Annotated in this window: 26 protein-coding genes; 15 read left to right on the top strand and 11 right to left on the bottom strand. The window is 63.1% G+C overall.

The features are described 5' to 3' along the window. Positions 1 to 24 precede the first annotated feature (24 nt). The 4 genes from lnt (at position 25) to P3R82_RS24060 (ending at position 4330) form a co-directional block, all read left to right on the top strand. Positions 25 to 1632 (top strand): apolipoprotein N-acyltransferase, encoded by a 1608-nt coding sequence (lnt, locus tag P3R82_RS24045; RefSeq protein WP_283195604.1) that lies wholly within the window; start codon positions 25 to 27, stop codon positions 1630 to 1632. A 150-nt stretch (positions 1633 to 1782) separates the two neighbouring features. After that, a complete protein-coding gene (locus P3R82_RS24050) occupies positions 1783 to 2202 on the top strand; it encodes a helix-turn-helix domain-containing protein (protein WP_018898182.1) in 420 nt (139 codons plus the stop codon). 180 nt (positions 2203 to 2382) lie between these two features. Continuing rightward, positions 2383 to 3624, top strand: a complete 1242-nt coding sequence (metK, locus tag P3R82_RS24055) for a methionine adenosyltransferase (protein WP_183901168.1) — start codon at positions 2383 to 2385, stop codon at positions 3622 to 3624. 4 nt (positions 3625 to 3628) lie between these two features. Continuing rightward, a complete protein-coding gene (locus P3R82_RS24060) occupies positions 3629 to 4330 on the top strand; it encodes a tRNA (guanosine(46)-N(7))-methyltransferase TrmB (protein ID WP_283195605.1) in 702 nt (233 codons plus the stop codon). 94 nt (positions 4331 to 4424) lie between these two features. Here the strand turns inward: P3R82_RS24060 and P3R82_RS24065 are convergent, their stop codons facing one another. Both P3R82_RS24065 and P3R82_RS24070 read right to left on the bottom strand, forming a co-directional pair. Beyond that, entirely contained in the window at positions 4425 to 4682 is a 258-nt protein-coding gene (locus P3R82_RS24065; protein WP_018898177.1) for a DUF1150 family protein, read from the bottom strand. 50 nt (positions 4683 to 4732) lie between these two features. After that, the gene (locus tag P3R82_RS24070) at positions 4733 to 5164 is read right to left on the bottom strand and encodes an Hsp20 family protein (RefSeq protein WP_047507035.1); all 432 of its coding nucleotides are present in this window, start codon (positions 5162 to 5164) and stop codon (positions 4733 to 4735) included. 300 nt (positions 5165 to 5464) lie between these two features. On the opposite strand from P3R82_RS24070, the gene P3R82_RS24075 reads away from it, so the two are divergent. Further along, positions 5465 to 6409 carry a nucleoside hydrolase gene (locus tag P3R82_RS24075; protein ID WP_283195606.1) on the top strand — a complete coding sequence of 315 codons (945 nt, stop codon included), beginning with the start codon at positions 5465 to 5467 and terminating at the stop codon, positions 6407 to 6409. A gap of 44 nt (positions 6410 to 6453) precedes the next feature. On the opposite strand, the gene grpE is transcribed toward P3R82_RS24075, so the two are convergent. Beyond that, a complete protein-coding gene (gene grpE / locus P3R82_RS24080) occupies positions 6454 to 7074 on the bottom strand; it encodes a nucleotide exchange factor GrpE (RefSeq protein ID WP_283195607.1) in 621 nt (206 codons plus the stop codon). Positions 7075 to 7293: 219 nt separating this feature from the next. Here grpE and P3R82_RS24085 point away from each other — a divergent pair, with 219 nt between their 5' ends. Next, entirely contained in the window at positions 7294 to 7728 is a 435-nt protein-coding gene (locus P3R82_RS24085; protein WP_283195608.1) for a GFA family protein, read from the top strand. Between the two features lie 2 nt (positions 7729 to 7730). Here the strand turns inward: P3R82_RS24085 and hrcA are convergent, their stop codons facing one another. Then, positions 7731 to 8819, bottom strand: coding sequence for a heat-inducible transcriptional repressor HrcA (gene hrcA / locus P3R82_RS24090; RefSeq protein ID WP_183901162.1), 1089 nt, complete (start codon positions 8817 to 8819; stop codon positions 7731 to 7733). A 181-nt stretch (positions 8820 to 9000) separates the two neighbouring features. Between hrcA and rph the strand changes: the two genes are divergently transcribed. The 4 genes from rph to hemW all read left to right on the top strand — a co-directional run bounded on the left by rph (position 9001) and on the right by hemW (position 12194). After that, the gene (gene rph, locus P3R82_RS24095) at positions 9001 to 9717 is read left to right on the top strand and encodes a ribonuclease PH (RefSeq protein WP_283195609.1); all 717 of its coding nucleotides are present in this window, start codon (positions 9001 to 9003) and stop codon (positions 9715 to 9717) included. 207 nt (positions 9718 to 9924) lie between these two features. Then, positions 9925 to 10329: a VOC family protein gene (locus tag P3R82_RS24100; protein WP_283195610.1), complete on the top strand. Its 405-nt coding sequence runs from the start codon at positions 9925 to 9927 to the stop codon at positions 10327 to 10329. A 9-nt stretch (positions 10330 to 10338) separates the two neighbouring features. Continuing rightward, positions 10339 to 10983, top strand: a complete 645-nt coding sequence (rdgB, locus tag P3R82_RS24105) for an RdgB/HAM1 family non-canonical purine NTP pyrophosphatase (protein WP_283195611.1) — start codon at positions 10339 to 10341, stop codon at positions 10981 to 10983. An 8-nt stretch (positions 10984 to 10991) separates the two neighbouring features. After that, complete coding sequence (hemW, locus tag P3R82_RS24110) at positions 10992 to 12194, top strand: radical SAM family heme chaperone HemW (RefSeq protein WP_283195612.1); 1203 nt, start codon at positions 10992 to 10994, stop codon at positions 12192 to 12194. A 296-nt stretch (positions 12195 to 12490) separates the two neighbouring features. On the opposite strand, the gene P3R82_RS24115 is transcribed toward hemW, so the two are convergent. Next, on the bottom strand, positions 12491 to 13408 hold the full coding sequence (locus P3R82_RS24115; protein WP_283195613.1) for a DMT family transporter: 918 nt from the start codon (positions 13406 to 13408) through the stop codon (positions 12491 to 12493). A 209-nt stretch (positions 13409 to 13617) separates the two neighbouring features. Here P3R82_RS24115 and fhuF point away from each other — a divergent pair, with 209 nt between their 5' ends. Further along, positions 13618 to 14382, top strand: coding sequence for a siderophore-iron reductase FhuF (gene fhuF / locus P3R82_RS24120; RefSeq protein WP_283195614.1), 765 nt, complete (start codon positions 13618 to 13620; stop codon positions 14380 to 14382). 185 nt (positions 14383 to 14567) lie between these two features. Here fhuF and dnaA read toward each other — a convergent pair whose 3' ends face one another. From dnaA to mutM, 4 genes are all read right to left on the bottom strand, one after another. After that, on the bottom strand, positions 14568 to 16118 hold the full coding sequence (dnaA, locus tag P3R82_RS24125) for a chromosomal replication initiator protein DnaA (protein WP_283195615.1): 1551 nt from the start codon (positions 16116 to 16118) through the stop codon (positions 14568 to 14570). Between the two features lie 856 nt (positions 16119 to 16974). Further along, positions 16975 to 17253: a 30S ribosomal protein S20 gene (gene rpsT / locus P3R82_RS24130; protein WP_111563244.1), complete on the bottom strand. Its 279-nt coding sequence runs from the start codon at positions 17251 to 17253 to the stop codon at positions 16975 to 16977. 202 nt (positions 17254 to 17455) lie between these two features. Continuing rightward, positions 17456 to 18229 carry an enoyl-CoA hydratase gene (locus P3R82_RS24135; protein ID WP_283195616.1) on the bottom strand — a complete coding sequence of 258 codons (774 nt, stop codon included), beginning with the start codon at positions 18227 to 18229 and terminating at the stop codon, positions 17456 to 17458. 31 nt (positions 18230 to 18260) lie between these two features. Continuing rightward, on the bottom strand, positions 18261 to 19166 hold the full coding sequence (mutM, locus tag P3R82_RS24140) for a bifunctional DNA-formamidopyrimidine glycosylase/DNA-(apurinic or apyrimidinic site) lyase (RefSeq protein ID WP_283195617.1): 906 nt from the start codon (positions 19164 to 19166) through the stop codon (positions 18261 to 18263). Between the two features lie 149 nt (positions 19167 to 19315). On the opposite strand from mutM, the gene ubiE reads away from it, so the two are divergent. Further along, on the top strand, positions 19316 to 20092 hold the full coding sequence (gene ubiE, locus P3R82_RS24145) for a bifunctional demethylmenaquinone methyltransferase/2-methoxy-6-polyprenyl-1,4-benzoquinol methylase UbiE (RefSeq protein WP_283195618.1): 777 nt from the start codon (positions 19316 to 19318) through the stop codon (positions 20090 to 20092). A 200-nt stretch (positions 20093 to 20292) separates the two neighbouring features. Next, positions 20293 to 21867, top strand: coding sequence for a 2-polyprenylphenol 6-hydroxylase (ubiB, locus tag P3R82_RS24150; protein ID WP_283195619.1), 1575 nt, complete (start codon positions 20293 to 20295; stop codon positions 21865 to 21867). Between the two features lie 66 nt (positions 21868 to 21933). Here ubiB and P3R82_RS24155 read toward each other — a convergent pair whose 3' ends face one another. Continuing rightward, positions 21934 to 23247 carry an MFS transporter gene (locus tag P3R82_RS24155; protein ID WP_283195620.1) on the bottom strand — a complete coding sequence of 438 codons (1314 nt, stop codon included), beginning with the start codon at positions 23245 to 23247 and terminating at the stop codon, positions 21934 to 21936. 95 nt (positions 23248 to 23342) lie between these two features. On the opposite strand from P3R82_RS24155, the gene P3R82_RS24160 reads away from it, so the two are divergent. After that, positions 23343 to 24215, top strand: coding sequence for a LysR family transcriptional regulator (locus tag P3R82_RS24160; RefSeq protein WP_283195621.1), 873 nt, complete (start codon positions 23343 to 23345; stop codon positions 24213 to 24215). On the opposite strand, the gene P3R82_RS24165 is transcribed toward P3R82_RS24160, so the two are convergent. Further along, complete coding sequence (locus P3R82_RS24165; RefSeq protein ID WP_283195622.1) at positions 24216 to 25121, bottom strand: LysR substrate-binding domain-containing protein; 906 nt, start codon at positions 25119 to 25121, stop codon at positions 24216 to 24218. Between the two features lie 124 nt (positions 25122 to 25245). Here P3R82_RS24165 and P3R82_RS24170 point away from each other — a divergent pair, with 124 nt between their 5' ends. Then, entirely contained in the window at positions 25246 to 26010 is a 765-nt protein-coding gene (locus P3R82_RS24170; protein ID WP_283195623.1) for an SDR family oxidoreductase, read from the top strand. The last annotated feature ends 78 nt before the right edge of the window (positions 26011 to 26088 follow it).

The following is a 26088-nucleotide window of genomic DNA, read 5'->3' on the forward strand; positions in this document are numbered from 1 at the left end:
ATTCGCGGATTTTTTGAGGTGCGCATGGAGCGGATTGCGGACAAGGTCATCCTGGTCTGGGGCTATAAAAGGGTGATGCTGGCAGTCCTTGCCGGTGCGTTCGGCGTTCTGGCCCTTCCGCCCATCGGCTTCTTCGCCGCGATGTTCGTTTCCTTCACCCTTTTGGTGTGGCTGATAGACGGCGCCGCGTCCGCGCCCGGCAGCAGCCTGATCGGAAGGCTATGGCCTTCATTCGTCACCGGCTGGCTGTTCGGCTTCGGCTATTTCGTCGCCGGTCTCTGGTGGCTCGGGCAGGCGCTGATGATCGAGTCCGACGAGTTCGCCTGGGCACTGCCGCTGGCGATCCTCGGGCTCCCGGCATTCCTGGCGATTTTCTACGGCGTCGCAACGGCGCTGGCGCGCGTTTTCTGGTCGGACGGCGTTGGCCGGATCGCGGCGCTGGCGGCGAGCTTCGGCCTGCTGGAATGGACGCGAAGCGTGATCCTGACCGGTTTTCCCTGGAACGCCATCGGCTATGGCATGACGCCCGTGCCTGTCATGATGCAGTCGGCCCACATCATCGGGATCATGGGCATCACCGCTCTGTCGGTCTTCGTCTTCGCCGCCCCCGCCCTGCTCGGCACCAAGCAGGGCGCCAGGACGGGCATCGGCCTGGCCGTGCTGCTGCTGGCGGCGCATCTGGGATACGGCACCTACGTGCTCTACGGCGCGCCGAAGCCAGTTGCCGCCCCGGGTTCCGGCCCGAGCCCGGTCGTCAGGTTCGTGCAGCCGATGATCGACCAGAGCGACAAGATGGACAGCAATGGCGACCGCGCGGCGATCTTCGAGAAGCACCTGAAGCTTTCGGCGGAGGCGCCGAAGGATGGTGGCAAAAAGCCCGACATCATCGTCTGGCCGGAGACCGCCATCCCGTTCATCCTGACCGACAACAAGGACGCGCTGACCCGGATCGCCGATACGCTCGACGACAACCAGGTACTGCTTGCCGGCGCCGTCAGGGCCGAGGATATGGGCCCCGGCAACCCGCCGCGCTACTACAACTCGATCTACGTGATCGATGGTCGTGGCCAGATCATCGCCGCCGCGGACAAGATGCACCTCGTGCCGTTCGGCGAGTACATGCCGTTCGAGAGCCTTCTCAGCTCGTTCGGCATCCAGAATGTCGTCGAGATGCCCGGCGGATTTTCTCCGGCCGCCTCGCGGCAGCTTCTGACACTGCCGAGCGGGCTCAAGCTCTACCCGCTGATCTGCTACGAGATCATCTTCCCCGGCGAAATGACCGGCGATATCGCCTCGGCATCGGCCATTCTCAACATCACGAACGATGCCTGGTTCGGCTCCACGCCCGGCCCCTACCAGCACTTCCTGCAGGCGCGCGTGCGCGCCGTGGAAACCGGCCTGCCGCTGATTCGCGATGCCAATAGCGGCATTTCCGCCATGATAAGTCCTCGCGGCGAAATTATTGCGGGGCTTGGACTGAACGAAACCGGCTTTTTTGACGCAACCCTTGATAGTTTCGTCTCTTCGGCCGATCTGCCGTCGTCACGCGAAAGGTACTTCTGGTTGATCGAAACACTTCTGCTTGCAATTGCACTCGTCTCGCGTTTTGGTTTTGTTTTCAAGCGTAATTGACCAAAAACCCCTAAAATTGCATAGTGGTTAGGATCGGCATTCTTAACGTATGGTTCAAGGTGAATAGATCGCGCTTTGCAACGTGGCGTTTTGGGGATGGGTTTGGGCGTGCCGGTTTAAACAAGGGCAGATTATTGTTAGGGCAGCACCATGATTGAGAATAAGAAGAAGCCGAACCCGATCGACATTCACGTCGGCAGCCGTATTCGCCTTCGCCGAACGATGCTTGGAATGAGCCAGGAAAAGCTTGGGGAGAGCCTCGGCATTACATTCCAGCAGATCCAGAAATACGAAAAAGGCACCAATCGTGTCGGCGCCAGCCGGCTGCAGAACATCTCCAGCATCCTCAACGTTCCGGTCTCCTTCTTCTTCGAGGACGCGCCCGGCGAAAACGCCGGCATGGCGGGCGGCATGGCGGAAGCCTCCAGCTCCAACTACGTGGTCGACTTCCTGTCCTCGTCGGAAGGCCTGCAGCTGAACCGCGCTTTCGTGAAGATCACCGATCCCAAGGTGCGCCGCAAAGTCGTCGAACTGGTCAAGGCGCTCGCCGCCGAAGCCGACTCCGAATAAGCATCCCTCAGAAGTCACACTCGGGAAAGCGGCTGTAAAGGCCGCTTTTTTGCGTTTTTTGGGCATAATTTGCCATTTTGTCACAGATATAAAGATATATTTATGTCCTTCTGCGCTTGTTTTTCGGCCCTGAACTGAGTACCACTACGCAGCTTTTTATTCTTTGAGGGGAATCCCGGAATGCGTGCCAATTACCTCTTCACCAGCGAATCCGTAGCCGAAGGTCACCCGGACAAGGTCTGCGACCGTATCTCCGACGAGATCGTGGATCTGGTGTACCGCGAAGCCGCGAAGACCGGCGTCAATCCATGGGGCGTGCGTATCGCCTGCGAAACGCTGGCAACCACTAACCGCGTGGTCATCGCCGGTGAGGTTCGCCTGCCGCCGAGCCTGATGAAGAAGGACAAGAACGGCGCCGACGTCATCAACCCGTCGAAGTTCAAGACCGCCGCGCGCCGCGCCATCAAGGACATCGGCTACGAGCAGGACGGCTTCCACTGGAAGACGGCCAAGATCGACGTTCTCCTGCACTCGCAGTCCGCCGACATCGCACAGGGCGTCGACAACGCCGCCGACCAGCAGGGCGACGAAGGTGCCGGCGACCAGGGCATCATGTTCGGTTACGCCTGCAAGGAAACGCCGGACCTGATGCCGGCGCCGATCTACTACTCGCACAAGATCCTGCAGCTGCTCGCCACCGCCCGCAAGAGCGGCGACGGCGACGCCGCCAAGCTCGGCCCCGACGCCAAGAGCCAGGTCACCGTTCGCTACGTCGACGGCAAGCCGGCCGAGGTCACCTCGATCGTTCTCTCCACGCAGCACCTCGACGACAGCTGGGATTCGAAGAAGGTCCGCGCCGTCGTGGAACCCTATATCCGCGAAGCCCTCGGCGACCTGCCGATCGCCAGCGATTGCAAGTGGTACATCAACCCGACCGGCAAGTTCGTCATCGGCGGCCCTGACGGCGACGCCGGCCTGACCGGCCGCAAGATCATCGTCGACACCTACGGCGGTGCCGCGCCGCACGGCGGCGGCGCCTTCTCCGGCAAGGACACGACCAAGGTCGACCGTTCGGCGGCCTACGCCGCCCGCTACCTCGCCAAGAACGTCGTGGCCGCCGGTCTCGCCGAAAAGTGCACGATCCAGATCTCCTACGCCATCGGCGTCGCCCAGCCGCTGTCGATCTATGTCGACCTGCACGGCACCGGCAACAAGGTGAGCGAAGATCAGGTCGAAGCGGCGATCCGCAAGACCATGGACCTGTCGCCGACGGGCATCCGCCGCCACCTGGACCTCAACAAGCCGATCTACGCCAAGACCTCCGCATATGGCCATTTCGGCCGCAAGGCTGGCCGTGACGGCTCGTTCTCCTGGGAAAAGACCGACCTGGTGAAGCCGCTCAAGGAAGCGATCAAGGCCTAAGACAATGACTGACATGGAACGTCGCGGACGCGCGACCGAGGCTTTCTTCGGTCGCCGCAAGGGTAAGCAACTTCGCGGACAGCAGGCGGAGAAGCTCAGCACCCTCTTGCCGGCGTTCATCATCGACCTCTCGGCGGCTCCTCCGGAGCCGCTGAGCACGCTCTTTCCCGTCGAGACCAACCGGCTGAGGCTGGAGATCGGCTTCGGCGGCGGCGAGCATCTGATCCACCGCGCCGTGGAAACGCCCTCGACCGGCTTCATCGGCGTCGAGCCCTTCGTCAATTCGATGCAGAAGCTGCTTGCCAGCGTCGACGATGCCGGCGCCCGCAATGTCCGCGTCTACAACGACGACGCGACGCAGCTGATCGACTGGCTGCCGGACGGATCGATCGACCAGATCGACCTGCTCTACCCGGACCCCTGGCCGAAGCGCAAGCACTGGAAGCGTCGCTTCGTATCGAAGACCAATCTCGACCGCTTTCACCGCGTGCTGAAGCCCGGCGGCCTGTTCTGCTTCGCCTCCGACATCGACACCTATGTGAACTGGACGCTTCTGAAGTGCCGCGACCACGGCGGCTTCGACTGGCAGGCCACCAACGCGGCGGACTGGCTGACGCCCTACGAGGGCTGGCCGAGCACGCGCTACGAGGCCAAGGCCCGGCGCGAAGGACGATCCTCGGCCTATCTGACGTTCAAGCGCGTCTAAACGATCTTTGTAGGGAAATACGGGCCGATGCGGCCCCTCAGAAACAAAACAACGGCGCTCCGGGGAACGCCGTCTGTTTTCATGCTGACCCGCCTTAGTGCAGGCTGACCGTCTTCAACTCGTCTTCAGCGGCCTTGAAGAAGGTGCTGGAGCGGTTGTCCGTGAGGAGGATCGGCGTTCCGTCCGCGCCGAAGAGCGCCCAGAGATCGACATTGGGATCGATATCGGGAGCCTCCGGGAAACACCGGGGAACATCCTCGGAGCGGATTTTCCTGATATAGGCGACCTCGCCGTTGCCGATGCCGGCAAGCTCGGTCTTGGTCAGGTGCGAATTGGCTTCTTTCATCAACATTCCTGTACCTCCAGAGAGAAGGGACCAACGGTGCGATTTGCGCCGTTGTCCTACTGTGGGACCGAAATGTTAATTTTCTTCACCATACGCGACGGCTCCGGGCGAATGAGATCCACCGACAGCAGGCCGTTCTTCAGTCCGGCGCCGAGAACCTGCATGCCATCGGCGAGCACGAAGGTGCGCTGGAACTGTCTCGCGGCTATGCCGCGATAGAGATATTCGCGCTCGCCCTGCTCGACCTGGCGGCCGCGGATGACCAGCTGGTTTTCCTCGACGGAAATATCGAGTTCTTCCTCGCTGAAGCCGGCGACCGCGAGCGTGATGCGCAGGCGCTCCGGATCATCGGTGATGCGGTCGGCGGCGAGGCGCTCGATATTATAAGGGGGATATCCGTCACTCGCCTTGGAAATCCGCTCCAGCGTCTTTTCCATGGCGTCGAAACCCAGCAGCAGCGGGCTGGCGAAAGGCGTCATACGGCTCATCAGCGTTCCAAGTCCTTGATGCAAGCGACCCTTCCGGACCTGAAGACAGCATCCGGATGTTGCTAATATGGGAAGGGATGGCGTCATTCGCAAGACAGCGGCGCAAGACAGGACGCAACACGGCGGCGCAAGACCTATGCGCCGTCCGCACGCGGTCGCGCCGCCTTGACAAAGCCCGTCCGGCCTCGCATCAAATCCTGCCCCGCGCCGGCTGTGCCGATTTGCGGCGGGAAGATAAACAGATTGTGCATGCATCGATATGTGCGTCGATACAGGCACCGGGAGGATGGGACGTACGGAATGGCAAACCCGAGAAAGATCATTATCGACACCGACCCCGGTCAGGACGATGCGGCCGCGATCATGCTGGCCTTCGGCAGTCCCGAGGAACTGGAACTGCTTGGGATCACCACCGTCGCCGGCAATGTGCCGCTCTCCTACACCAGCCGCAATGCGCGCATCATCTGCGAGCTCTGCGGCAAGACCGACACCAAGGTTTTCGCCGGCGCCGACAGGCCGATCGCCCGGCCGCTCGTCACCGCCGAGCATGTGCATGGCAAGACCGGCCTCGACGGTCCCGAGCTCGACGAGCCGACCATGCCGCTGCAGACAGGACACGCCGTCGACTTCATCATCGAGACGCTGCGCAGCGAGCCGGAAGGCACCGTGACGCTCTGCACGCTCGGGCCGCTGACGAATATCGGCCTCGCCTTCCAGAAGGCGCCCGATATCATCGGCCGCGTGCGCGAGCTCGTCATGATGGGCGGCGGCTTCTCCGAGGGCGGCAACATCACGCCGGCGGCCGAATTCAACATCTATGTCGACCCCGAGGCAGCCGACATCGTGCTCCGCTCCGGCGTGCCTGTCGTGATGATGCCGCTCGACGTGACGCACAAGCTCTTGACGCTGAAATCGCGCGTCAAGCGCATGGCCGAGATCGGCACGCGGCCGGCGATCGCGATGGTGGAAATGCTGGAGTTCTTCGAGCGTTTCGATATCGAGAAATACGGCTCGGACGGCGGCCCGCTGCACGACCCGACGGTCGTTGCCTATCTGCTCAAGCCCGAACTGTTCAAGGGACGGATCTGCAACGTCGAGATCGAGGTTAAGTCGGAGCTGACCGTCGGCATGACCGTGGTCGACTGGTGGCACGTGACCGACCGCAAGCGCAACGTGACCGTGATGCGCGATGTCGACGCGGACGGCTTCTTCGATCTCCTGATCGAACGCTTCGCCCGCATCTGACTGTCTTGAATGAGATCAGGCCCGCTTAGGCGGGCCCGATCGGATCAGGCGTCCTTCTGGTCGAAGACCGAGTTGGTTTCGGCTTCGACGATCTTCGGGCCGCCCTTGGCGACGCCGACCATGGCGGGGCGCAGGACGCGTTCGCCGATGGAATAGCCGGCCTGGACGACCTGGACGACGGTGTTGTTCGGCACGTCGGGGTTCGGCACTTCGAACATCGCCTGGTGAAAGTTCGGGTCGAACTTCTGGCCGACCGGCTCCAGCTTGCGCACGCCATGGCGTTCCAGCGTCGTGAGCATCGAGCGCTCGGTCATCTCGACACCTTCGATCAGCGTCGTCAGGCCGGCATCGGCGCCGGCGCGGGCCTCTTCCGGGATGGCGTCGAGCGCGCGGCGCAGGTTGTCGGAGACAGCCAGCATGTCGCGGGCGAAGCCGGCCGCGGAATAGGACTTGGCATCCTTGACTTCGCGCTCGGTGCGGCGACGCAGATTGTCCATGTCGGCGGCGAGGCGCAGATAGCGGTCGCGCAGCTCGGCATTCTCAGCCTTCAGGAGCTCGATCGGATCGGGCTCGGCTGCGGTCTCGTTCTCGACGTTTGCGGCGGCGTCGGCTGCGGCTTCTTCCGCGGCTGCGTCAGGTCCGTTCTTCGTCGTCTCGTCAGTCATGACGTTCTCCGGTCATTGGTGGCTTTTGGATGTGCCCGATATCGAACTTTGAACATCAAAAATCAAGTCTGCGTGACGAAGAAGGTCGGAAACACAGGCATGTTCGGCCCGTGACGACCGCATATGAAAGCGACCAAGAGGCGGCAGCCACATGTCATTCTTACTTTCGCAAAACCTAATACGGTGCCACACTCATCTCTCAACCTGGGAGGTGCTGAGATGGCCGACGAAAACGTCTATGTCGGGAAATGCTTTTGCGGTGCCGTGGAACTGACCGTGACCGGCACGCCTGTCGCGATGGGCTATTGCCATTGTCGCTCCTGCCAGCACTGGTCGGCCGGGCCGATCAACACCTTCACGCTGTGGCAGCCGCAGGCGGTTCGGGTGACCAAGGGTGGCGAGCATGTCGAGAGCTTCCAGAAGACCGACTACAGCGTGCGCAAGTTCTGCGACACCTGCGGCGGCCATCTCTACAGCGAGCATCCGCTCTGGGGCGTGACCGACGTCTATGCGCCTGTGATCCCCGGTCTCGATTACCAGCCGACCATGCATGTAAACTACGAGGACACGATCCTGCACGTGAAGGACGGGTTGCCGAAGTTCAAGGACATGCCTTCGGAAATGGGCGGTTCCGGCGTGCAGCTGCCGGAATAGCGCTATTTGGACGGGCGCGAGAGCCTTGCCATCAGCTGTGCGGTGTAATCGACCATCGGTACGATGCGCGAATAGTTGAGCCGCGTCGGGCCGATGACGCCGACGGCGCCGACGATGCGGTCGTCTTCGTCGCGATAGGGCGCCACGATCAGCGAGGAGCCGGAGAGCGAGAAAAGCTTGTTTTCCGAGCCGATGAAGATGCGCACGCCCGGGCCGCTTTCGGCCAGATTCAGCAGCTCCAGCAGACTGTCCTTCTTCTCGAGATCGTCGAACAGCATGCGCAGGCGATCGAGATCATCGGGATTGCCCAGCCCCTCCAAGAGATTGGCGCGGCCGCGGATGATGAGCTGCGCGGGCTTGCCCTCGTCGGCGGTGCCGGACCAGACGGCGATGCCGCGCTCCACCAGATCCCGAGACAGCGCGTCGAGCTCGTGGCGCACGTCGTCCTTGAGGTGGCCGAGCTGGCTGCGCAGTTCGGGCAGCGTCTGGCCCGTCATATGGGCGTTGAGGAAATTCGCGGCTTCGGTGAGCTGCGAGGAGGTGACGCCGGCGGGCAGTTCGATGATGCGGTTTTCGACCTGGTCGTGATCGCCGACGAGAACGGCCAGCGCCTTGGTCGGCTCCAGGCGGATGAACTCGACATGCTTGAGGACGGGATCGCTCTTCGATGTGATGACGAGACCGGCGCCGCGCGACATGCCCGACAGCATGCGGCTTGCCTCGTTCATCATCGCTTCCATCGGGCCGTCGCGGCTATCCGCCCGCACCTGCCGGTCGATATTGGCGCGGTCCTCGGCGGAGAGGTCGCCGACCTGCATGAAGGCATCGACGAAGAAGCGCAGGCCGACCTGGGTGGGCAGACGGCCGGCGCTGACATGCGGGGAATAGACGAGGCCAAGCTCTTCCAGATCGCTCATGACATTGCGCACGGAGGCCGGCGACAGCGACATGGGCAGGATGCGTGAAAGATTGCGCGAGCCCAGCGGCTCGCCCGTCTCCAGATAACCCTCGACGATGCGACGAAAGATTTCCTTGGAGCGTTCGTCCAGCGCGGCAACGGCGTCCGAAATCGTCGACGACCTGAATTCCATTAAGCCTTGCGCACCCATGCTGACAATGATGTCGCAAAATATAGCCAATCTACCCGCGCGCGCAAAAGGGAATTTGCAAATGCGCGCCGCCAATCGTAGAAGCGGTCAACAACAGACCTGCACCGATGATGAAGCCTGGGATCGCCCCCGCGTTCCGGCCCCGTGCACCGAGGAGAATAGGATGCGGCCTTCCGGCAGAAAAACCGACCAGATGCGCAAGGTCACCTTCGAGCGCAACTTTTCCAAGCACGCCGAAGGCTCCTGTCTTGTGAAATTCGGCGACACGCACGTGCTCTGCACCGCGAGCCTTGAAGAAAAGACGCCGCCGTGGCTGCGCAACACCGGCAAGGGCTGGGTCACCGCCGAATACGGCATGCTGCCGCGCGCCACCGGCGACCGCATGAAGCGCGAAGCCGCCGCCGGCAAGCAGGGTGGCCGCACCCAGGAAATCCAGCGCCTGATCGGCCGCTCGCTGCGCGCCGTGGTCGATCTCAAGGAACTCGGCGAACGCCAGATCACGCTCGACTGCGACGTGATCCAGGCCGATGGCGGAACGCGCACGGCATCGATCACCGGTGCGTGGATAGCGCTCTACGATTGCCTGAAGTGGATGGAAAGCCGCAACATGATCAAGGTCGAGCGGGTCCTGAAGGACCACGTCGCCGCGATCTCCTGCGGCGTCTTCGCCAGCCAGCCTGTCATCGATCTCGATTACCTCGAGGACTCGTCGGCCGAGACCGACGCCAACTTCGTGATGACGGGCGCCGGCGGGATCGTCGAGATCCAGGGCACGGCCGAGGGTACGCCGTTCAGCGAGGAAGAGTTCGGCGCGCTGATGGCGCTTGCCAAGAACGGCATCGCCGAGCTGGTGGAACTGCAGAAGGCGGCGATTGCCTGAGGGTTTGAGGTGTGAAGGCTAGGGCAGCTGAGAGGCTGTAGCAAGCAAGGCCCCTCCCCAACCCTCCCCACAAGGGGGAGGGCTTAACCCGGCGGCACCGCCGAACCTCGATGGAGGCAGGCGGGCGCGCCCAGCGGTTCTCCCCCCTTGTGGGGGAGATGGCCGGCAGGCCAGAGAGGGTCTTTTGGCGCCCCGGAGAATGACAGCATGATCGACGGCATTCTTGAAACCGCGCTTTATGTCGACGACCTCGATGCCGCCGAGGGTTTTTATGGCGGTGTTCTCGGGCTTGAGAAAGTTCTGCGCCATGACAACCGGCACGTCTTCTTTCGCTGCGGACCGGGCATCCTGTTGATCTTCAACCGCCGCGAAACGATCAAGCCGCCTTCATCGGACGCACTGCCGGTTCCGCCGCACGGCACGACGGGCGCGGGGCATGCCTGTTTCCGGATGCGTGCGGAAGCGATTGACTTGATCGCGGAAAAGCTCAACAAAGCGGGCGTTTCCATCGAAAGCGATTTTAGCTGGCCGAACGGGGCGCGATCGATCTATTTCCGCGATCCTGACGGCAACAGCCTGGAATGCGCCGAACCCAAACTTTGGAATCTTTGAAGGACCGCCATGCGCAAGCTCGATACCCGCACCATCGTCGTTGCCAGCCACAATGCCGGCAAGATCCGCGAGATCGCCGACCTGATCGGTCCCTTCGGCTTCTCGGCGAAATCGGCAGCCGAACTGAAATTCGACGAGCCGGATGAAACCGGCACGACCTTCGAGGAAAACGCCGCGATCAAGGCGCTGGCTTCGGCCAAGGCATCCGGCCTGCCCGCCCTTTCCGACGACAGCGGCCTTGTCATCGACGCGCTCGGTGGCGCGCCGGGTGTCTATACCGCCAACTGGGCGGAAACGGCCGACGGTACGCGCGATTTCGCGATGGCGATGCAGAAGGTCGAGACGGCTCTCGAGGAAAAGGGTGCCACCACGCCGGAGCAGCGCAGCGCGCGCTTCGTCAGCGTTCTTTGCCTGGCATGGCCGGATGGGCATACCGAGTTCTTCCGCGGAGAGGTCGAGGGCTTCGTGGCCTGGCCGCCGCGCGGTACCGCCGGCTTCGGCTACGATCCCATCTTCCAGCCCGAGGGCTACGACACCACCTTCGGCGAGATGAGCGCCGAGGAGAAGCACGGATGGAAGCCCGGCGACCCCGCGGCATTGTCCCACCGCGCCCGCGCCTTCAAGATCTTCGTCGAAACCTGCCTTAACGCCTAAGAGCGATCGTGGACACTTTGGAACAGCCCAACCTGACGCGCCATGCATCTCTTTTGCCCGATACCGGCGAGCCCGGCTTCGGCGTCTACGTGCATTGGCCGTTCTGTGCCACCAAGTGCCCCTATTGCGACTTCAACAGCCATGTGCGTCACCAGCCTGTCGATCAGGAGCGCTTTACCGCCGCCTTCCTGAAGGAGATGGCGACGATGCGGCAGCTGAGCGGCCCGAAGACGGTCACCAGCATCTTTTTGGGCGGCGGCACGCCCTCGCTGATGAACCCCTCGACGGTCGCGGCCATTCTCGACGGTATCGCCAGGGAATGGAACATGCCCGATGGCATCGAGATCACCATGGAGGCAAACCCCTCCAGCGTCGAGGCCGAGCGCTTCCGGGGCTACCGCGCCGCCGGCGTCAACCGCGTGTCGCTCGGCGTGCAGGCGCTGAACGATCGCGACCTGAAATTTCTCGGGCGGCTGCACGATGTCGAGGATGCGCTGAAGGCGATCAAGCTGGCGCGCGACATCTTTCCGCGCATGTCCTTCGACCTGATCTATGCACGGCCGAAACAGACAGTCGAGGAATGGGAGCGCGAACTCAAGCAGGCGATCTCCTATGCCGTCGACCACCTGTCGCTCTACCAGCTGACGATCGAGGAGGGCACGCCCTTCTTCGGGCTGCACAAGATGGGAAAGCTCGTCGTGCCCGACGACGACCAGTCGGCGCTGCTCTACGAGGCGACGCAGGACATCACCGCCGCCGAGGGGATGCCCGCCTACGAGGTCTCCAACCACGCCCGCCCGGGTGCCGAGAGCCGCCACAACCTCACCTACTGGCGCTACGGCGACTATGCCGGCATCGGCCCCGGCGCCCATGGCCGGCTGACGCGCGGGCCGGTCAAGCTCGCCACCGCCACCGAGCGCAAGCCGGAAGCCTGGCTGGAGCTCGTGGAGCGCGACGGCCACGGCATGCTCGACCAGGAGCAGCTCGGCTATGACGAACAGGCCGACGAACTGCTGCTGATGGGACTGCGATTGACTGAAGGCGTCGATCTCGCCCGCTGGCAGCAGCTCTCGGGGCGCGACCCGGACCCGAAGCGCGAAGAGTTTTTACTGGAACACGGGTTTATCGAACGGATCGGCAATTCGCGCATCCGCTGCACGCCGTCGGGGATGCTGATTCTGGATTCGGTGGTGGCTGATCTGGCTTGTTGAGTGAGAGTGGGGTCAGGGGCGCTTGCGTTGTGCCGTGAAGCCCCCTCATCCCCGGTGCAACAAGTTGCACCTGACCTGCCGGCACCTTCTCCCCTATGGGGAGAAGAGATTCGTGGCAAGCCACTCGCTCCGACCTCCCCTTCTCCCCCGTGGGGAGAAGGTGGCCCGAAGGGTCGGATGAGGGGGCTCCGGGCTCTTCGCTATCCTCTTGTTTTGAAACATAAACCTCTGACGTCACAACCAATAGCCCCCTCACCCTACCTCTCCCCGAGGGGAGAGGGGGGAGCAAGTGGCGCTCACACCACCCTCCTCCGCACCCGCGAAAACACCCTTCCATCGATCGCAGCCAGTCCGATCGCGATCATCGTCATGCCGATCAGATGCTTGGCCTGCAGCTGCTCGCCGAGGATGGCGGCGCCGAGCAGGATGGCGCTGACGGGGATGAGGAAGGTGACGAGCATGAGGTTGGTGGCACCGGCCGTGGCGAGGATGCGGAAGAACAGGACGTAGGCGACCGCCGTCGAGAGCAGCGCCAGGCCGAGGAGCGCCATCCAGGCCTCGGCCGAGGGCGCGGCGAACGTCCAGGGTTGGTCGACGACGAGGGCGATGGGGAGCATCAGCACGCTGGAGGCGGTGACCTGGCCGGCGGCGGGCAGGAGCGGCGCCATGCCCATCCGCCGGAAGCGGCGGCCATAGATGCCGGCGAAGGAATAGGAAAGTGCGGCGCCCAGAACCGCGAGCTGCGCCAGCACATTGGTTCCAAGATCGCGCAGCGCATCGAAGCCGATCATGTAGGCGACGCCGGCGAAGCCGACGAGGACGCCGAGCAGGCGGTTTCCGGTCATCTTCTCGTCCGACGTCAACAGATGCGCGACGACGACGCCGAAGAGCGGCGTGGTTGCGTTGAGGATCGAGGCGAGGCCACTCGCGATGTGGGTCTGCCCCCAGACGATGAGGCAGAAGGGGATCATGTTGTTGATCAGGCCCATGACGAAAAAGGCCGCCCAGGATTTGCCGTCGCGCGGCATGGCGTGGCCGGTGGCGCGCACGATCAGGTTCAGCGCGACGGCGGCGATCAGGACGCGGCCGGTAACGATCGTCAACGGCGGCAGGGTTTTCACCAGGATGCCATTGAAGAGGAAGGAACCGCCCCACAGAAGCGAGAGCACCAGCAACAGCCCCCATTCGGCAAGGCCCATCTGCTTGTGCGGCATAGCGTCTCTCCCTTTTGCGATCCTCTTCAGTGATGTCAGGCATAGCGCCCGGCGCGCGCCGGTGCCACCCGATTTCCGCGGGCTCGCCGCGAATGTCTTCGACACACGAAAAAGTGGACAGCCTCACTCATAAAACGCTTTCCCGGCGGGCATTTGGTGATTATCATAGTCAGGATTAAGACGCATACGGGCAAGGCCGAACCTCAGTCATGACAGTTCAACAGATCGCGCGGACGGCGCCAGGGCTTCCGCAGCCGATCGGCTTGTCTCCCGCTTTTTCCGGCGACCACGCATGGTGCCGCGACAAGATGATGCTGGCGGATGAGCTGGTCGGTGGGGTTGCTCTGTCTGCATTCTTCGAGGATGGCGGCTTCGAGCGGGCGATCGACCGATACACCGAGGTGACAAAGGGCACGGATCGCCGCGCCGTCGTCTCCATGTGGTCGCTCTATTATTTCGCCGGACTGACGATTCCCTATCTGCTCGCCCGCCGCCTTTCCGGCCAGGTGCTGCCGGTGGCGTTCGAGAACATGACGATCGCGCTCACCGAGGATGGATTGCCGCGCGCCTTCGGCGTCGCCCATCGCGGCATGATCGGCGAAAAGACGAGCGAGGACGAATTTTCCGTGACCGGGCCATTGATGTCGGGCCATATCGACATCGCCGTCGAGCGCCTGAAGCGCTGCGGCCTCTCGGCGAAGCTCCTGTGGAACAACGCCGCCGTCTACATCGACTACACGCTGCGGCTGACCGATGCCGATAATGGCGGGCGTTCGGCGCCCGACCTGCCGCTCTTCGTGCGCGGCTGCCTGCCGGATGGCGGGCCGAACCCGTTGTGCGGCAGCGTCAAACGGATCGAGGAAGGCGGGCAGATGGTGCAGCGGCGCAAGCTCTGCTGCCTGCGCTACATGCTTCCCGGGGTCGCCAGCTGCGGCAATCGCTGCGCCCTGCCCAGCCAGCGCAATCCGCAATAGTCTCGGTTCAAAACCGATGACGGCGCGGCACTTTCCCAAGCCTTGAGACAATCGATGTCGGCTCGAGCGACAGCCGTCGTGCACGCGCTCGCCGATAAGCCGTGTCCTTGGCCTTGACCAGCCGCGGGCCAAACGCAAACGGCCGGGATCGCTCCCGGCCGTTTGATGTCTCAGGCGGTCACGCCCTATTCGTTGATCAGGCGCTTCAGCAGCTCGATCTCGTGCGACAGCTTGCTGTCGCCGGAGATCAGTTCCTCGATCTTGCGCACGGCGTGCAGCACCGTCGTATGATCGCGACCACCGAAGCGGCGACCGATCTCCGGGAAGGAGCGCGGCGTGAGCGTCTTCGCCAGATACATGGCGATCTGGCGCGGCTTGACGATGACGCGCGTGCGGCGGTTGGACACCAGTTCCTGGCGCGACACGTTGTAGTGACGCGCGACGATGCGCTGGATGTCCTCGATACGCACACGGCGCGGCTCGCCGGAGCCGACCAGATGGGCGAGAAGCTCGTCCACGCGCTCGACGGTCAGGTTCGGCTCGAAGGAGCGACGGAAGAGCAGCTGGTTGAAGGCGCCTTCCAGTTCACGGCCGCTGGCGGTGATGCTGCGGGCCACGTGGTTCAGAAGCTCGCTCGACATTTCCAGCGACGGGTCATCGGCACGGGCGACATCGAGACGGCGCTGGAGGATTTCGAGACGCATCTCGTAATCCGGGCCGTCAAGCTCGATGGCCACGCCACCCTGCAGACGCGAACGGACGCGCGGATCGAGCGATTCCAGCTCCCAGGGCGCACGGTCGGCCGCGACCACGACCTGCTTGGCGCTGTCGAGCAGCATGTTCAGCAGGTGGCAGAACTCGTGCTGGATCATCTTGCCCTGCAGGAACTGCATGTCGTCGATGATCAGAAGGTCGATGTTGCGCAGGCTATCCTTCAGCGTCAGCGCATCATTGTCGCGGATCGCGGTCGCGAAACGCCACATGAAATATTCCGCCGTCAGATAGACGACGCGCAGCTGGCGCGGGTTCTGCACGGCCGCATTGGCGATTGCCTGCAGCAGATGGGTCTTGCCGAGACCGACCGTGGAGTGGACGAAGAGCGGGTTGAAGCGCACCGCGCCCTGACCGGCTTCGGCAATGGTCTTCGCCGCCGCAAGGGCGACGCGGTTGGAGCTGCCCTCGACGAAAGTGTCGAAGGTGAAGCGGTTGTCGAGCGGCGAGCCGAAGAGCGGCTGGCCAGAGGTCGCCGGACGCGCCGCAGACGCCGCCGAAACGGCCTGCTGGACGATCTGGCCGGCCTGCTGGGCGACCGGGCGACGGATCGGCGCGACCGACGATGCCGGTTCCTGCACCGGCGCTTCTTCCGGCTTGCCGGTTGCGCGTGCCGCCGTGCGAACCAGGATCTCGACCTTCAGGATTTCAGCATCTTCCGCCTGGAAAATGCCGGTGATCAGATCGAGATAGCGATTGTTGATCCAGGACTTCAGAAAAGTTGTTGGTACAGTCAGCCGCACGACGCTCTTGGAGACGGAATGGAGCTTCAGCCGGCCAAACCAGCTTGCATAGACATCCGGACCGACCTGCGCCTTCAGGCGCGCACTGGCTCTGTCAAAAAGTATGCCATCATTCTTCATGTCTCCCTTTTCCCCCGCCGCTTCTGGGCAAATAGAGCCTAACGTCTGAGAGACCTTGTCCGAGCTGTCCAAGGCACTCGCCGCCATCGAATTCATGTGCATATTGCCGCCTTATAGTTCCTCGGCCGACCTAATCCTGGTCGCCCGATCATTTCCCCGCTTATGACCTGGCAGCAGCACCCTCATGCTCCACTACCGGCCGGTTCACTCAAACGCGTGCCTCTTAACGAGAGGCGACTGCTGGAGGCGAAGTCGATCGCTTCATGCGATCTTTTTGCTTCCCGTCTCCTACCGGTGCCGTTCCTCGTCCAACGACACCAGCCTGCCTGCCTGCGTATGCTTTTTCCTTATCCCAGGATCGCACGCACAGCGTGCAACCCTGAAAAAAGGCGCACAGATGATCCCGTTCCGCGGCAGCCACAGCCGCGGTGCAATCGGCACCAGTGCGTGAAAATCCGGAGGTCGAAACTTCCGCAACAAAAGACACAAAAGCATCGTCCCGCCGACGTGGCAGTTTCAGACCAAGCCTTAAAACAGGTGATGTCCGAGCCCCTTGTTGGGAGGCATTTAGGCAGGATCGGGGGTGGAGATCAACGGGGAATTTTACTCAAAATTAAGCGCAGCCGGTTGACTCCGGAGACACTTTTAGGGCGCTGCACGAGAGCGAAAAAAGAATCGCTTTTGAATCAAGGAGATTCAGGAAACCGGCAATTTCGACACGCATAAAAAAAAAAAAAGAAAAAAGCTTCTTGACTCCTTTTAGACGCCGCAGCGGGAGGTCTGAGTCTCTTCGTCCAACAGCAACCTGACACAAGTCATTGTTATCACTCATTTTTTTGTGTCATTCGCTCGACACGAAATCGTCGCCAAATTAACCATAGTTCGGGCACTTGGCGGAATCGAAAAAGCCCGACAAAGTTGCCGGGCTAATCATATAGCTGTCTTTATTAACGGAAGCTTAAGCGGTCGCGCCGACCGACAGAGCCTTCACGCGGGCCGCGAGACGCGAGACCTTGCGGGATGCCGTGTTGGCATGCAGGACGCCCTTGCTTGCTGCGCGTGCCAGTTCCGGCTGCGCGGCCTGGAAGGCTTCCTTGGCCTTGGCAGCGTCGCCGGCTGCGAGTGCTTCTTCGACCTGACGAACGAACGTGCGAACGCGCGAGCGACGAGCCTTGTTGACGTCGGTACGGCGGGCGATCTTGCGGGTCGCTTTTTTCGCCGAAGTTGTATTGGCCATGGATGCCTCTCTCAAGAATTCGAACAAACTCCGCTACCGCCGCGGGCCTTGCAGCCACTTCCTACACAGCAATGCGGGAGCATTATCGGAAAACCGGACTGGCTTCCCGAACCTTGGGCGGGCATATAACCCTAAAGCCGACCGGCGTCAACGCGCATTTTCAGGGAACCGTCGCCTTTTCGCCCAGGGACGAGTTTGGGGCTCAGCGGTTCTTGAAGGCGGGTTTACGCTTTTCGATGAAGGCTGTCATCCCTTCCTTCTGATCTTGTGTCGCGAAGAGGCTCTGGAACAGGCGGCGCTCGAAGCGCAGCCCCTCCTCCAGCGTGGTCTCCAGCGCCCGGTTGACGGCCTCCTTGGCCATCAGCACCGAGGGGCGCGACAGGGAGGCGATCCTGGCGGCCGCCTCGAGCGCTTCATCGAGCAGACGATCGGGGGCGACCACACGCGAAACGAGTCCCGCGCGCTCGGCTTCGTCCGCATCCATCATGCGGCCGGTCAGCACCATGTCCATGGCCTTGGCCTTGCCGACGGCTCGGGTCAGGCGCTGCGAGCCGCCCATGCCGGGGATGACACCGAGCGTGATTTCCGGCTGGCCGAATTTCGCCGTCTCCGAGGCGATGATGAAGTCGCACATCATGGCGAGCTCACAGCCACCGCCGAGCGCGAAGCCCGAGACGGCGGCGATGACGGGTTTGCGGATTTTCGCGACGTCGTCCCAGCCGCCGAGGAAATCGCGGCTGTAGACGTCGGCGAAATCGAGCGGATGCATTTCCTTGATATCGGCACCGGCGGCAAAGGCGCGCTCGGAGCCGGTCAGGACGATGGCGCCGATGGCGTCGTCGCCTTCAAACGCGGCGTAAGCCTGCAGCAGTTCCTTCAGAACCGTCGAGTTCAGGGCGTTCAGCGCCTGCGGGCGGTTCAGCGTGATCAGCCCCACGGCGCCGCGGGCCTCGACGATCAGCGTTTCATAAGACATGTGTTCCTCCCGGTCGGGCCAATGCCCAGGCTTACTTCTGGCAGGTGGGGCAGTAAAAGGTTGAGCGCCCGGCCTGAACGATGCGGGCGATGGTACCGCCGCAATCGGGCGTCCGGCAAGGCTGCCCTTCGCGATCATAGACGGAGAAGGAGTGCTGGAAATAGCCGAGCGAGCCATCCGTCTGGATATGATCGCGCAGCGACGAGCCGCCCGCCAGAATCGCATCGGCGATGACGTCGCGGATAGAGGAGACCAGCAGGTCGAGCTGCTTCGTCGGCTTGCCGGTCGGCGTCACTAGGGTGGACGAGGCGCGCGTCGGCTTCAGGTGCGAGCGCCACAGCGCCTCGCATACATATATATTGCCGAGGCCGGCGATGTTCTTCTGGTCGAGCAGCGCGCTTTTCAGCGGCTGCGCCTTGCCCTTGAAGCGCTCGGCCAGATAGGCGGCGCTCAGCGCATTGCCGGTCGGCTCCGGGCCGAGCCCATAAAGAAAGGGATTGATGTCGAGTGCGGTGCGGTCGGCCATGTCCATGAAGCCGAAGCGGCGCGGGTCATTATAGATGACGCGGCTTTGTCCCGAGGGTCCTTCCAGATGGAAGATCACGTGATCGTGCTTTTCATCCTTGGAGCGCGGATGGTGGAATTCGCCCGGGGTTTCGGAGATGGGGGTGTCGGCGATCGGGCCGGCCTCGATGCGGAAGGAGCCGGACATGCCGAGATGGGCGATGATCGTGGCGCCGCTATCGAGATCGATCAGCAGGTACTTGGCCCGGCGGCCCAGTGAAACGATGGTGCGGCCGGATGCCTTTTCGCCGAAGGCCTCTGGAAACGGGAAGCGCAGGTCCCCGCGCCTAAGCTCCAATTTGACGATGCGGGCACCCTCCATGGTGGGCGCGAGGCCGCGTTTGACGGTTTCGACTTCTGGCAATTCCGGCATCTTAACCCATCTATATCGAACATGTTTCAACCGCCCGCGATGTGCGCTATAGCGCCATGGTGTCGCGGACCGGACCGTTGCCCACAGATAGCGTCGCCTGCCTGATTTCGCTATGGTCGCCGCGTTGATTTAAGAGATTGGAGTATTCGATGTCAGACAGCCGCACTTCCGCCGACGGCGGCATGGAAACATCATACGGCTTCCGCGAAGTGGCAGGCGGCGAAAAGCAGGGCCTCGTCAACGACGTCTTCCACAAGGTCGCCAAGCGCTACGACATCATGAACGACGTCATGTCTGTTGGCATGCATCGCGTCTGGAAGGATGCGATGATCGCGGCGCTGAACCCGCGCAAGGAGCCCGGCTACAAGACGCTCGACGTGGCCGGCGGCACCGGCGACATCGCGTTTCGCATCATCGAAGCCTCGAACCGGATGGCGCACTCCACGGTGCTCGACATCAACGGATCGATGCTGGCTGTCGGCGCCGAGCGCGCGGCAAAGAAGAAGCTCTCCGACAATCTGACCTTCGTCGAGGCCAACGCCGAGGAACTGCCCTTCGAGGCCAACAGCTTCGACGCCTATACGATCGCCTTCGGCATCCGCAACGTACCGCGCATCGACGTGGCGCTCAGCGAAGCCTACCGCGTGCTGAAGCGCGGCGGCCGGCTGCTGGTGCTCGAGTTCTCCGAAGTCGACATGCCGCTGCTCGACCGCGTCTACGAAAGCTGGTCGTTCAACGCCATTCCGAAGTTCGGCAAGGCGATCACCGGCGATGCCGAACCCTACCAGTATCTGGTCGAATCCATCCGCAAGTTCCCCAACCAGGAAAACTTCGCGGCGATGATCCGCAATGCCGGTTTCTCGCGCGTCAGCTACACCAATTACACCGGCGGTATCGCCGCCCTTCACTCCGGCTGGAAGCTTTAAGCCGGAATGAGCACGCAAATCGTTCCTCCCTCATTCCTGTGCTCGTCACAGGAATCCAGCGCACTCCCGTCCGGGAGTGCGAGAGACACTTTTACGCGACATGATTCCCTCACGGCGCAGACGCGCCGTGGCTGGATTCCTGTGACAAGCACAGGAATGAGGGCAGAGATTGCTCCAACGCCGGCTATAGGCTTGAGCGCATGAGCACTGTTTCGGCATATTTCCAGCTCTGGCGGGTTGGCTGGATTCTCGTGCGCGAGGGCGTCGTCTCGGCGCTGCCTTCCGACGAGCTTCCGCCGTCCGTCGCGGCTGCCAAATCCTTCGTCGGCATGTTCGCGCGCAAGCGTGCCAAGACCCAGAAGCGCAGCGACCGGCTCTCCAAGGCCGTCGAGCGGCTGGGACCTTCCTATGTGAAGATCGGCCAGTTCCTGGCAACGCGTCCCGACGTCGTCGGCGTCGAGTTCGCCGACGACCTATCGCAATTGCAGGACCGGATGGCCTTCTTCCCCGAGGGGGCAGCCAAGGCCAATATCGCGGGTTCTCTTGGCCGTTCGGTGGATGAGCTTTACGTCAGCTTCGGCGAGCCGATCGCGGCCGCCTCGATCGCGCAGGTGCATCCGGCCGAGGTGATGACACCTCAGGGCCGCAAGAAGGTCGCCGTCAAGGTGGTGCGCCCGGGCGTGCGCCAGCGCTTCACCCACGATCTCGAGGCGATGTATCTCGTCGCCCATCTGCAGGAGCGCTTCATGCCCTCCAGCCGGCGCCTGAAGCCGGTCGAGGTGACGAAGACGCTGGAGCAGACGACCAAGGTCGAGATGGATCTCCGGCTCGAGGCGGCGGCCCTTTCGGAGATCGCCGAGAACACGCGAGATGATCCGGGCTTCCGCGTTCCGACCGTCGACTGGGAACGAACAGGACGCGACGTCATCACCATGGAGTGGATCGACGGCGTCAAGATGTCCGATGTCGAGGGCCTGAAGGCCGCCGGCCACGATCTGAATGCGCTGGCCGACACGCTGATCCAGTCGTTCCTGCGCCATACGCTGCGCGACGGCTTCTTCCATGCCGACATGCATCCCGGCAATCTCTTCGTCGATCCCAAGGGCATGATCGTCGCCGTCGACATGGGCATTGTCGGGCGTCTCGGAAAGAAGGAACGCCGCTTCCTCGCCGAGATCCTCTACGGCTTCATCACCCGCGACTATATCCGCGTCGCCGAAGTGCATTTCGAGGCGGGCTATGTGCCCGGCCACCACAATGTGGAGAGCTTCGCGCAGGCGATCCGGGCGATCGGCGAGCCGATCCACGGGCAGCCGGCCGAGACGATCTCGATGGGCAAGCTGCTGACGCTGCTGTTCGAGGTGACCGAGCTGTTCGACATGGCCGCACGGCCGGAGCTGGTGATGCTGCAGAAGACCATGGTCGTGGTCGAGGGCGTGGCGCGTATCCTCAACCCGCGCTTCAACATGTGGAAGGCATCCGAACCCGTCGTCGGCGAATGGATACGCAACAATCTCGGACCGAAGCGGATCGCGACCGATATCAAGGATGGGCTAAAGGCCGCCGTGAAGCTTGCCGAAGCGGCACCCGAGATCGCCGCCAAGACCGAGAAGTTCCACCACGAACTACTCAAGATGAGCGAGAACGGCCTGCGCTTCGATGCCGAGACGGCCGAGGCGATCGGCAAGTCGGAAGCCCGCCACAGCCGCTCCGGCCGCTTCGCGCTCTGGCTGATCGCGCTGACGCTTGTTTATATCGCCTGGGTGGTTAGCTGAGCGCTACCACGCGCGTAGCCAATGATGAAAAAGCCCGCCTTGCCGCGGGCTTTTTCTATTTTTTTGCTATCGGCGCGACAGCCGTGCGGCGGCGAGTGCGGCGACCATGCCGATCGCCAGCAGTGTCAGCGTGAACATCACGACCGCATTCCAACCATCGGCGCCCCAGAAATAGCCGCCAACGGAACCGGCGACGCTGGAGCCGATGTAATAGGACAGGAGATAGAGCGACGAGGCGTGGCCCTTGGTGCCCTTGGCCAGTCGCCCGACCAGCGCGCTTGCGACCGAGTGGGCGACGAAGAAGCCAGAGGTCAGGAGCACGATGCCGAGGATGATCAGCGGCAGCGAGGCCGAGAGCGTCAGCGCCACGCCGATCGCCGACAGGGCGATGCCAGAAGGCAGCACGACGAAGTGGCCGAAGCGGTCTCCGAGCAGGCCGGCGATCCAGGAGGCGGCGATGCCGAAGATGTAGACCGTGAAGATCAGGCCGAGCTCGGTCTGGTTCAGATTGTACGGCACTTCGACGAGGCGGAAGCCGATATAATTATAGACCGTGACGAAGGTGCCCATGGCGAGGAAGCCGATGGCAAACAGGAAGGGAAGCGCCGGGCTCCTGATATGGCCGGCCCAGGCGCCGAGGTGGAAGCGGGCGTTGAAGCCCTTGCGCGGGGTGAAGTTGCGCGAGGCGGGCAGGAGCAGGAAGAAGCCGACGGCCGCCGCAAGGCCGATGGCGCCGAGCGTGCCGAGCGCGATACGCCAGGAGAAGAACTCGGCCAGCGTGCCGGTGACGACGCGACCGGCCATACCGCCGAAGGCGTTGCCGGCGATGTAGAGGCCCATGGATGCGCCGAGGCCGCGCGGATCGATCTCTTCCGAGAGATAGGCCATGGCGACGGCGGGGACGCCGCCGAGGAGCAAGCCTTCAAGGGCGCGGATGACCAGCAGCGCATGCCAGCTCGGGACCAGCGCGCAGGCGATGGTGCAAAGCGCGGCACCGAGCAGCGAGGCGAACATCAGGCTGCGGCGGCGGAAGCTTTCGGAGACGGCGGCGGCGCAGAAGATGGCGAAGGCGAGCAGGCCCGTCGACAGCGACAGCGAGAGCGAGCTCGCGGCCGGGCTGATGCCGAAGTCGCTGGAGAAGATCGGCATCAGCGGCTGGACGCAATAGAGCAGCGAGAAAGTGGCGAAGCCCGAGAGAAAAAGCGCGATGCTGGCGCGCCTGTAGGCCGGCGTGCCGCGCAGCAGGAACTGCTTTTCTTGCGCTGCGAGTTCCTGCGGCGCGTTTTCAAGCGGCTGGCGGGCGGCATTCTCGATGACGGTCAGATGGGGACGGGAGGGGATTTCCGAGGGGACGGACTGCTTGTCTGCGGCGCGTGGCATTGAGGACCAACCTTTCACGCCCTTTGATCTAGCCAACGGGTCATCATTTGTCCAATATATGAAACTGGCTTTCTTGATAGGTTTTGGAGATACCGATGGAGCTGCGCCATATCCGCTATTTCCTTGCGGTGGCCGAGGAGCGGAATTTCACCCGTGCTGCCGCGAGGCTCGGCATCGGCCAGCCGCCGCTCAGCCAGCAGATCCGCGATCTGGAAAACGAGATCGGGGCGGCGCTGTTTCACCGGGTGCCGCATGGCGCGGAGCTGACGGAGGCGGGATCGGCGTTTCTGCCGGAGGCGCGCGCCGCGATTGCCTCGGCCGAGAAGGCGAAGCTTGCCGCCCAGCGGGCGACGCGGGGCGAAACCGGGCGGCTGGCGCTCGGCTTCACCGCGTCCTCGGCCTTCAACACCGCCGTCAGCGGCACGATCCGCCGGTTTCGCGGGCAATGGCCGGATGTGAGCCTGTCGCTCACCGAGATGAACAGCAACTGGCTGATGGAAAAGCTGATGCGGCAGGAGATCGACGCGGCCTTCATCCGTCCCGGGCTGGAAGACCCCAAGGATGTGCTGCTGAAGCGGCTGGCGGACGAGCCGATGCTGATCGCGCTGCCGGCGCACCACCCGCTGGCCAAGCTGAAGACCGTGCCGCTCGCCGCGCTCGCGGGCGAGCCCGTCATCCTCTTTCCGCGCACGGTCGGTCTCAGCCTCTACGACGATATCGTGCGCGGCTGCCGGGATGCGGGGTTCGAGCTTGTCGTGACGCAGGAGGCGCCGCAGATCCCTTCCGTGGTCAATCTGGTCGCGGCCGATCTCGGCGTATCGATCGTGCCGGCCTCGATCGCGCATCTGGCGCTCGACGGCGTCGCCTATCGGCCGATCGAGGGGCCGCCGCTGGTGGCCCGGCTCGGGCTGGCGATGCTGAAGGCGCGACGCTCTCGCGTCGTCGGCAATCTGATGAGCCTGATCTGATCAACCTGATGGGTCCCAGTAGGGCGGATCGCCGAAGGTCTTGCGCAGGTGATCGGCGACGGCGCGCAGCTTGGCGGAGGGATTGCGGCCCTCGGGATGAGCCATGTAGATGAATTCGGCTTCCGGCTTGTAGCCGACGTCGATTTCGGCAAGCAGCCCCTCGCTCACGGCCGGGCCGGCGATGAAGGCGGGCAGAAGCGCGATGCCGAGGCCGGCCACCGCCGCATCGCGGATCATGTCGCCATTGTTCATGCCCAGCACCTGGCTGGCGCGCACGACGATGGCGCCATCGGACGTCTGGAAGCGCCAGTCGGAGACGCCGCGATTGGTGTAGAAAATGCCCTTGTGACCATCGAGATCGTTGAGCGTCTTCGGCGCGCCGTGACGTTCCAGATAATCGGGGGACGCGACCAGCAGACGACGGCTGCGGCTGAGCTTCCAGACGACGAGGCGGGAATCGACGATCGGCCCGTTGCGCACGATGGCGTCGTAGCCTTCCGATGAAACATCCACGCGGCGATCATCGATATCGAGCACCAGCTGGATCTCCGGGTGCCTGGCCAGAAACGGATAGAGCGCCGGGCCGAGATGCATGCGGCCGAAGGTGACGGGGGCGGCGATCCTGAGCGGCCCCGAGAGCGTGCCGCGCCGCTCGGCCATCTCGGCCGTGGCGTCCTCGATCTCGCGGACGATGCGGGCGGCGCGTTCGAGAAAGGCGGTGCCGTCCTCGGTGAGCGTCAGCTTGCGGGTGGTGCGGTGGAGCAGCATGCCGCCCAGCGAGCGCTCCAGTTCGGCCAGCCTTTCGCTGACCACCGATTTCGACAGGCGAAGCCGTCGCGCCGCCTCGCTGACCGAGCCGGATTCCACCACCGACACGAATGCCGTTATTCCCTCAATCCTGATCATCGTTCGGCATTTCCGAATTCGAGTTCCGCTATTTGGAGACTAATCCGAACAAAAGGAAAATGCCATCTTCCACTCATCGAACGGGGCGGCAAACGCCACCCCAACTCAAAAAGGAGATGGAAGAATGAACCGCCTGAATGGAAAAGTCGCCATCATCACCGGTGCCAGCGCCGGCATCGGCCGCGCAACGGCCAAGCTATTCGCCGCCGAAGGCGCCAAGGTCGTGGTCGGCGCCCGCCGCCAGGCCGAGCTCGACAGCCTGGTCGAGGAAATCAAGGCCGCCGGCGGAGACGCAGTCGCCGTTGCCGGTGACGTGCGCTCGGAGGATTATCACAAGGCGCTGGTCGCCACATCAGTCGAACGCTACGGCAAGCTCGATATCGCCTTCAACAATGCCGGTATCCTCGGCGAGGCCGGCCCGAGCACCGGCGTATCGGAAGCCGGATTCACCGAAGCGGTGACGATCAACCTGACGGCCTCCTTCCTTGCCGCCAAGCACCAGATCGGCCAGATGGAGAAGAATGGCGGCGGCTCGGTGATCTTCACCTCGACCTTCGTCGGCTACAGCTTCGCCTTCCCCGGTGTCGCAGCCTATGCCGCCAGCAAGGCCGGCCTGATCGGCCTGACGCAGGCGCTCGCCGCCGAATACGGCCCGAAGAACGTGCGCGTGAACTCAGTGCTCCCAGGTGCCGTCGACACCGACATGTATCGCGAGATGAACGATACGCCCGACAAGAAGGGCTTCGTCACCAACCTGCATGCGCTGAAGCGCGTGGCAACGCCTGACGAACTGGCCCGCTCGGTGCTCTACCTCGCTTCCGACGATTCGAGCTTCGTGACCGGCACGGCCTCGCTGGTGGATGGCGGCGCCTCGATCACCCGCACCTGACACGCACAACTCATCGATCACCTTCGCCTTTCGGAGGGGGTGATCGCGAGAGGACAGCAAGGCATTCTGCCGACCGCC

It is taken from the genome of Rhizobium sp. AN80A (assembly GCF_030053015.1).
GTDB classification, from domain to species: Bacteria; Pseudomonadota; Alphaproteobacteria; order Rhizobiales; family Rhizobiaceae; genus Rhizobium; species Rhizobium metallidurans.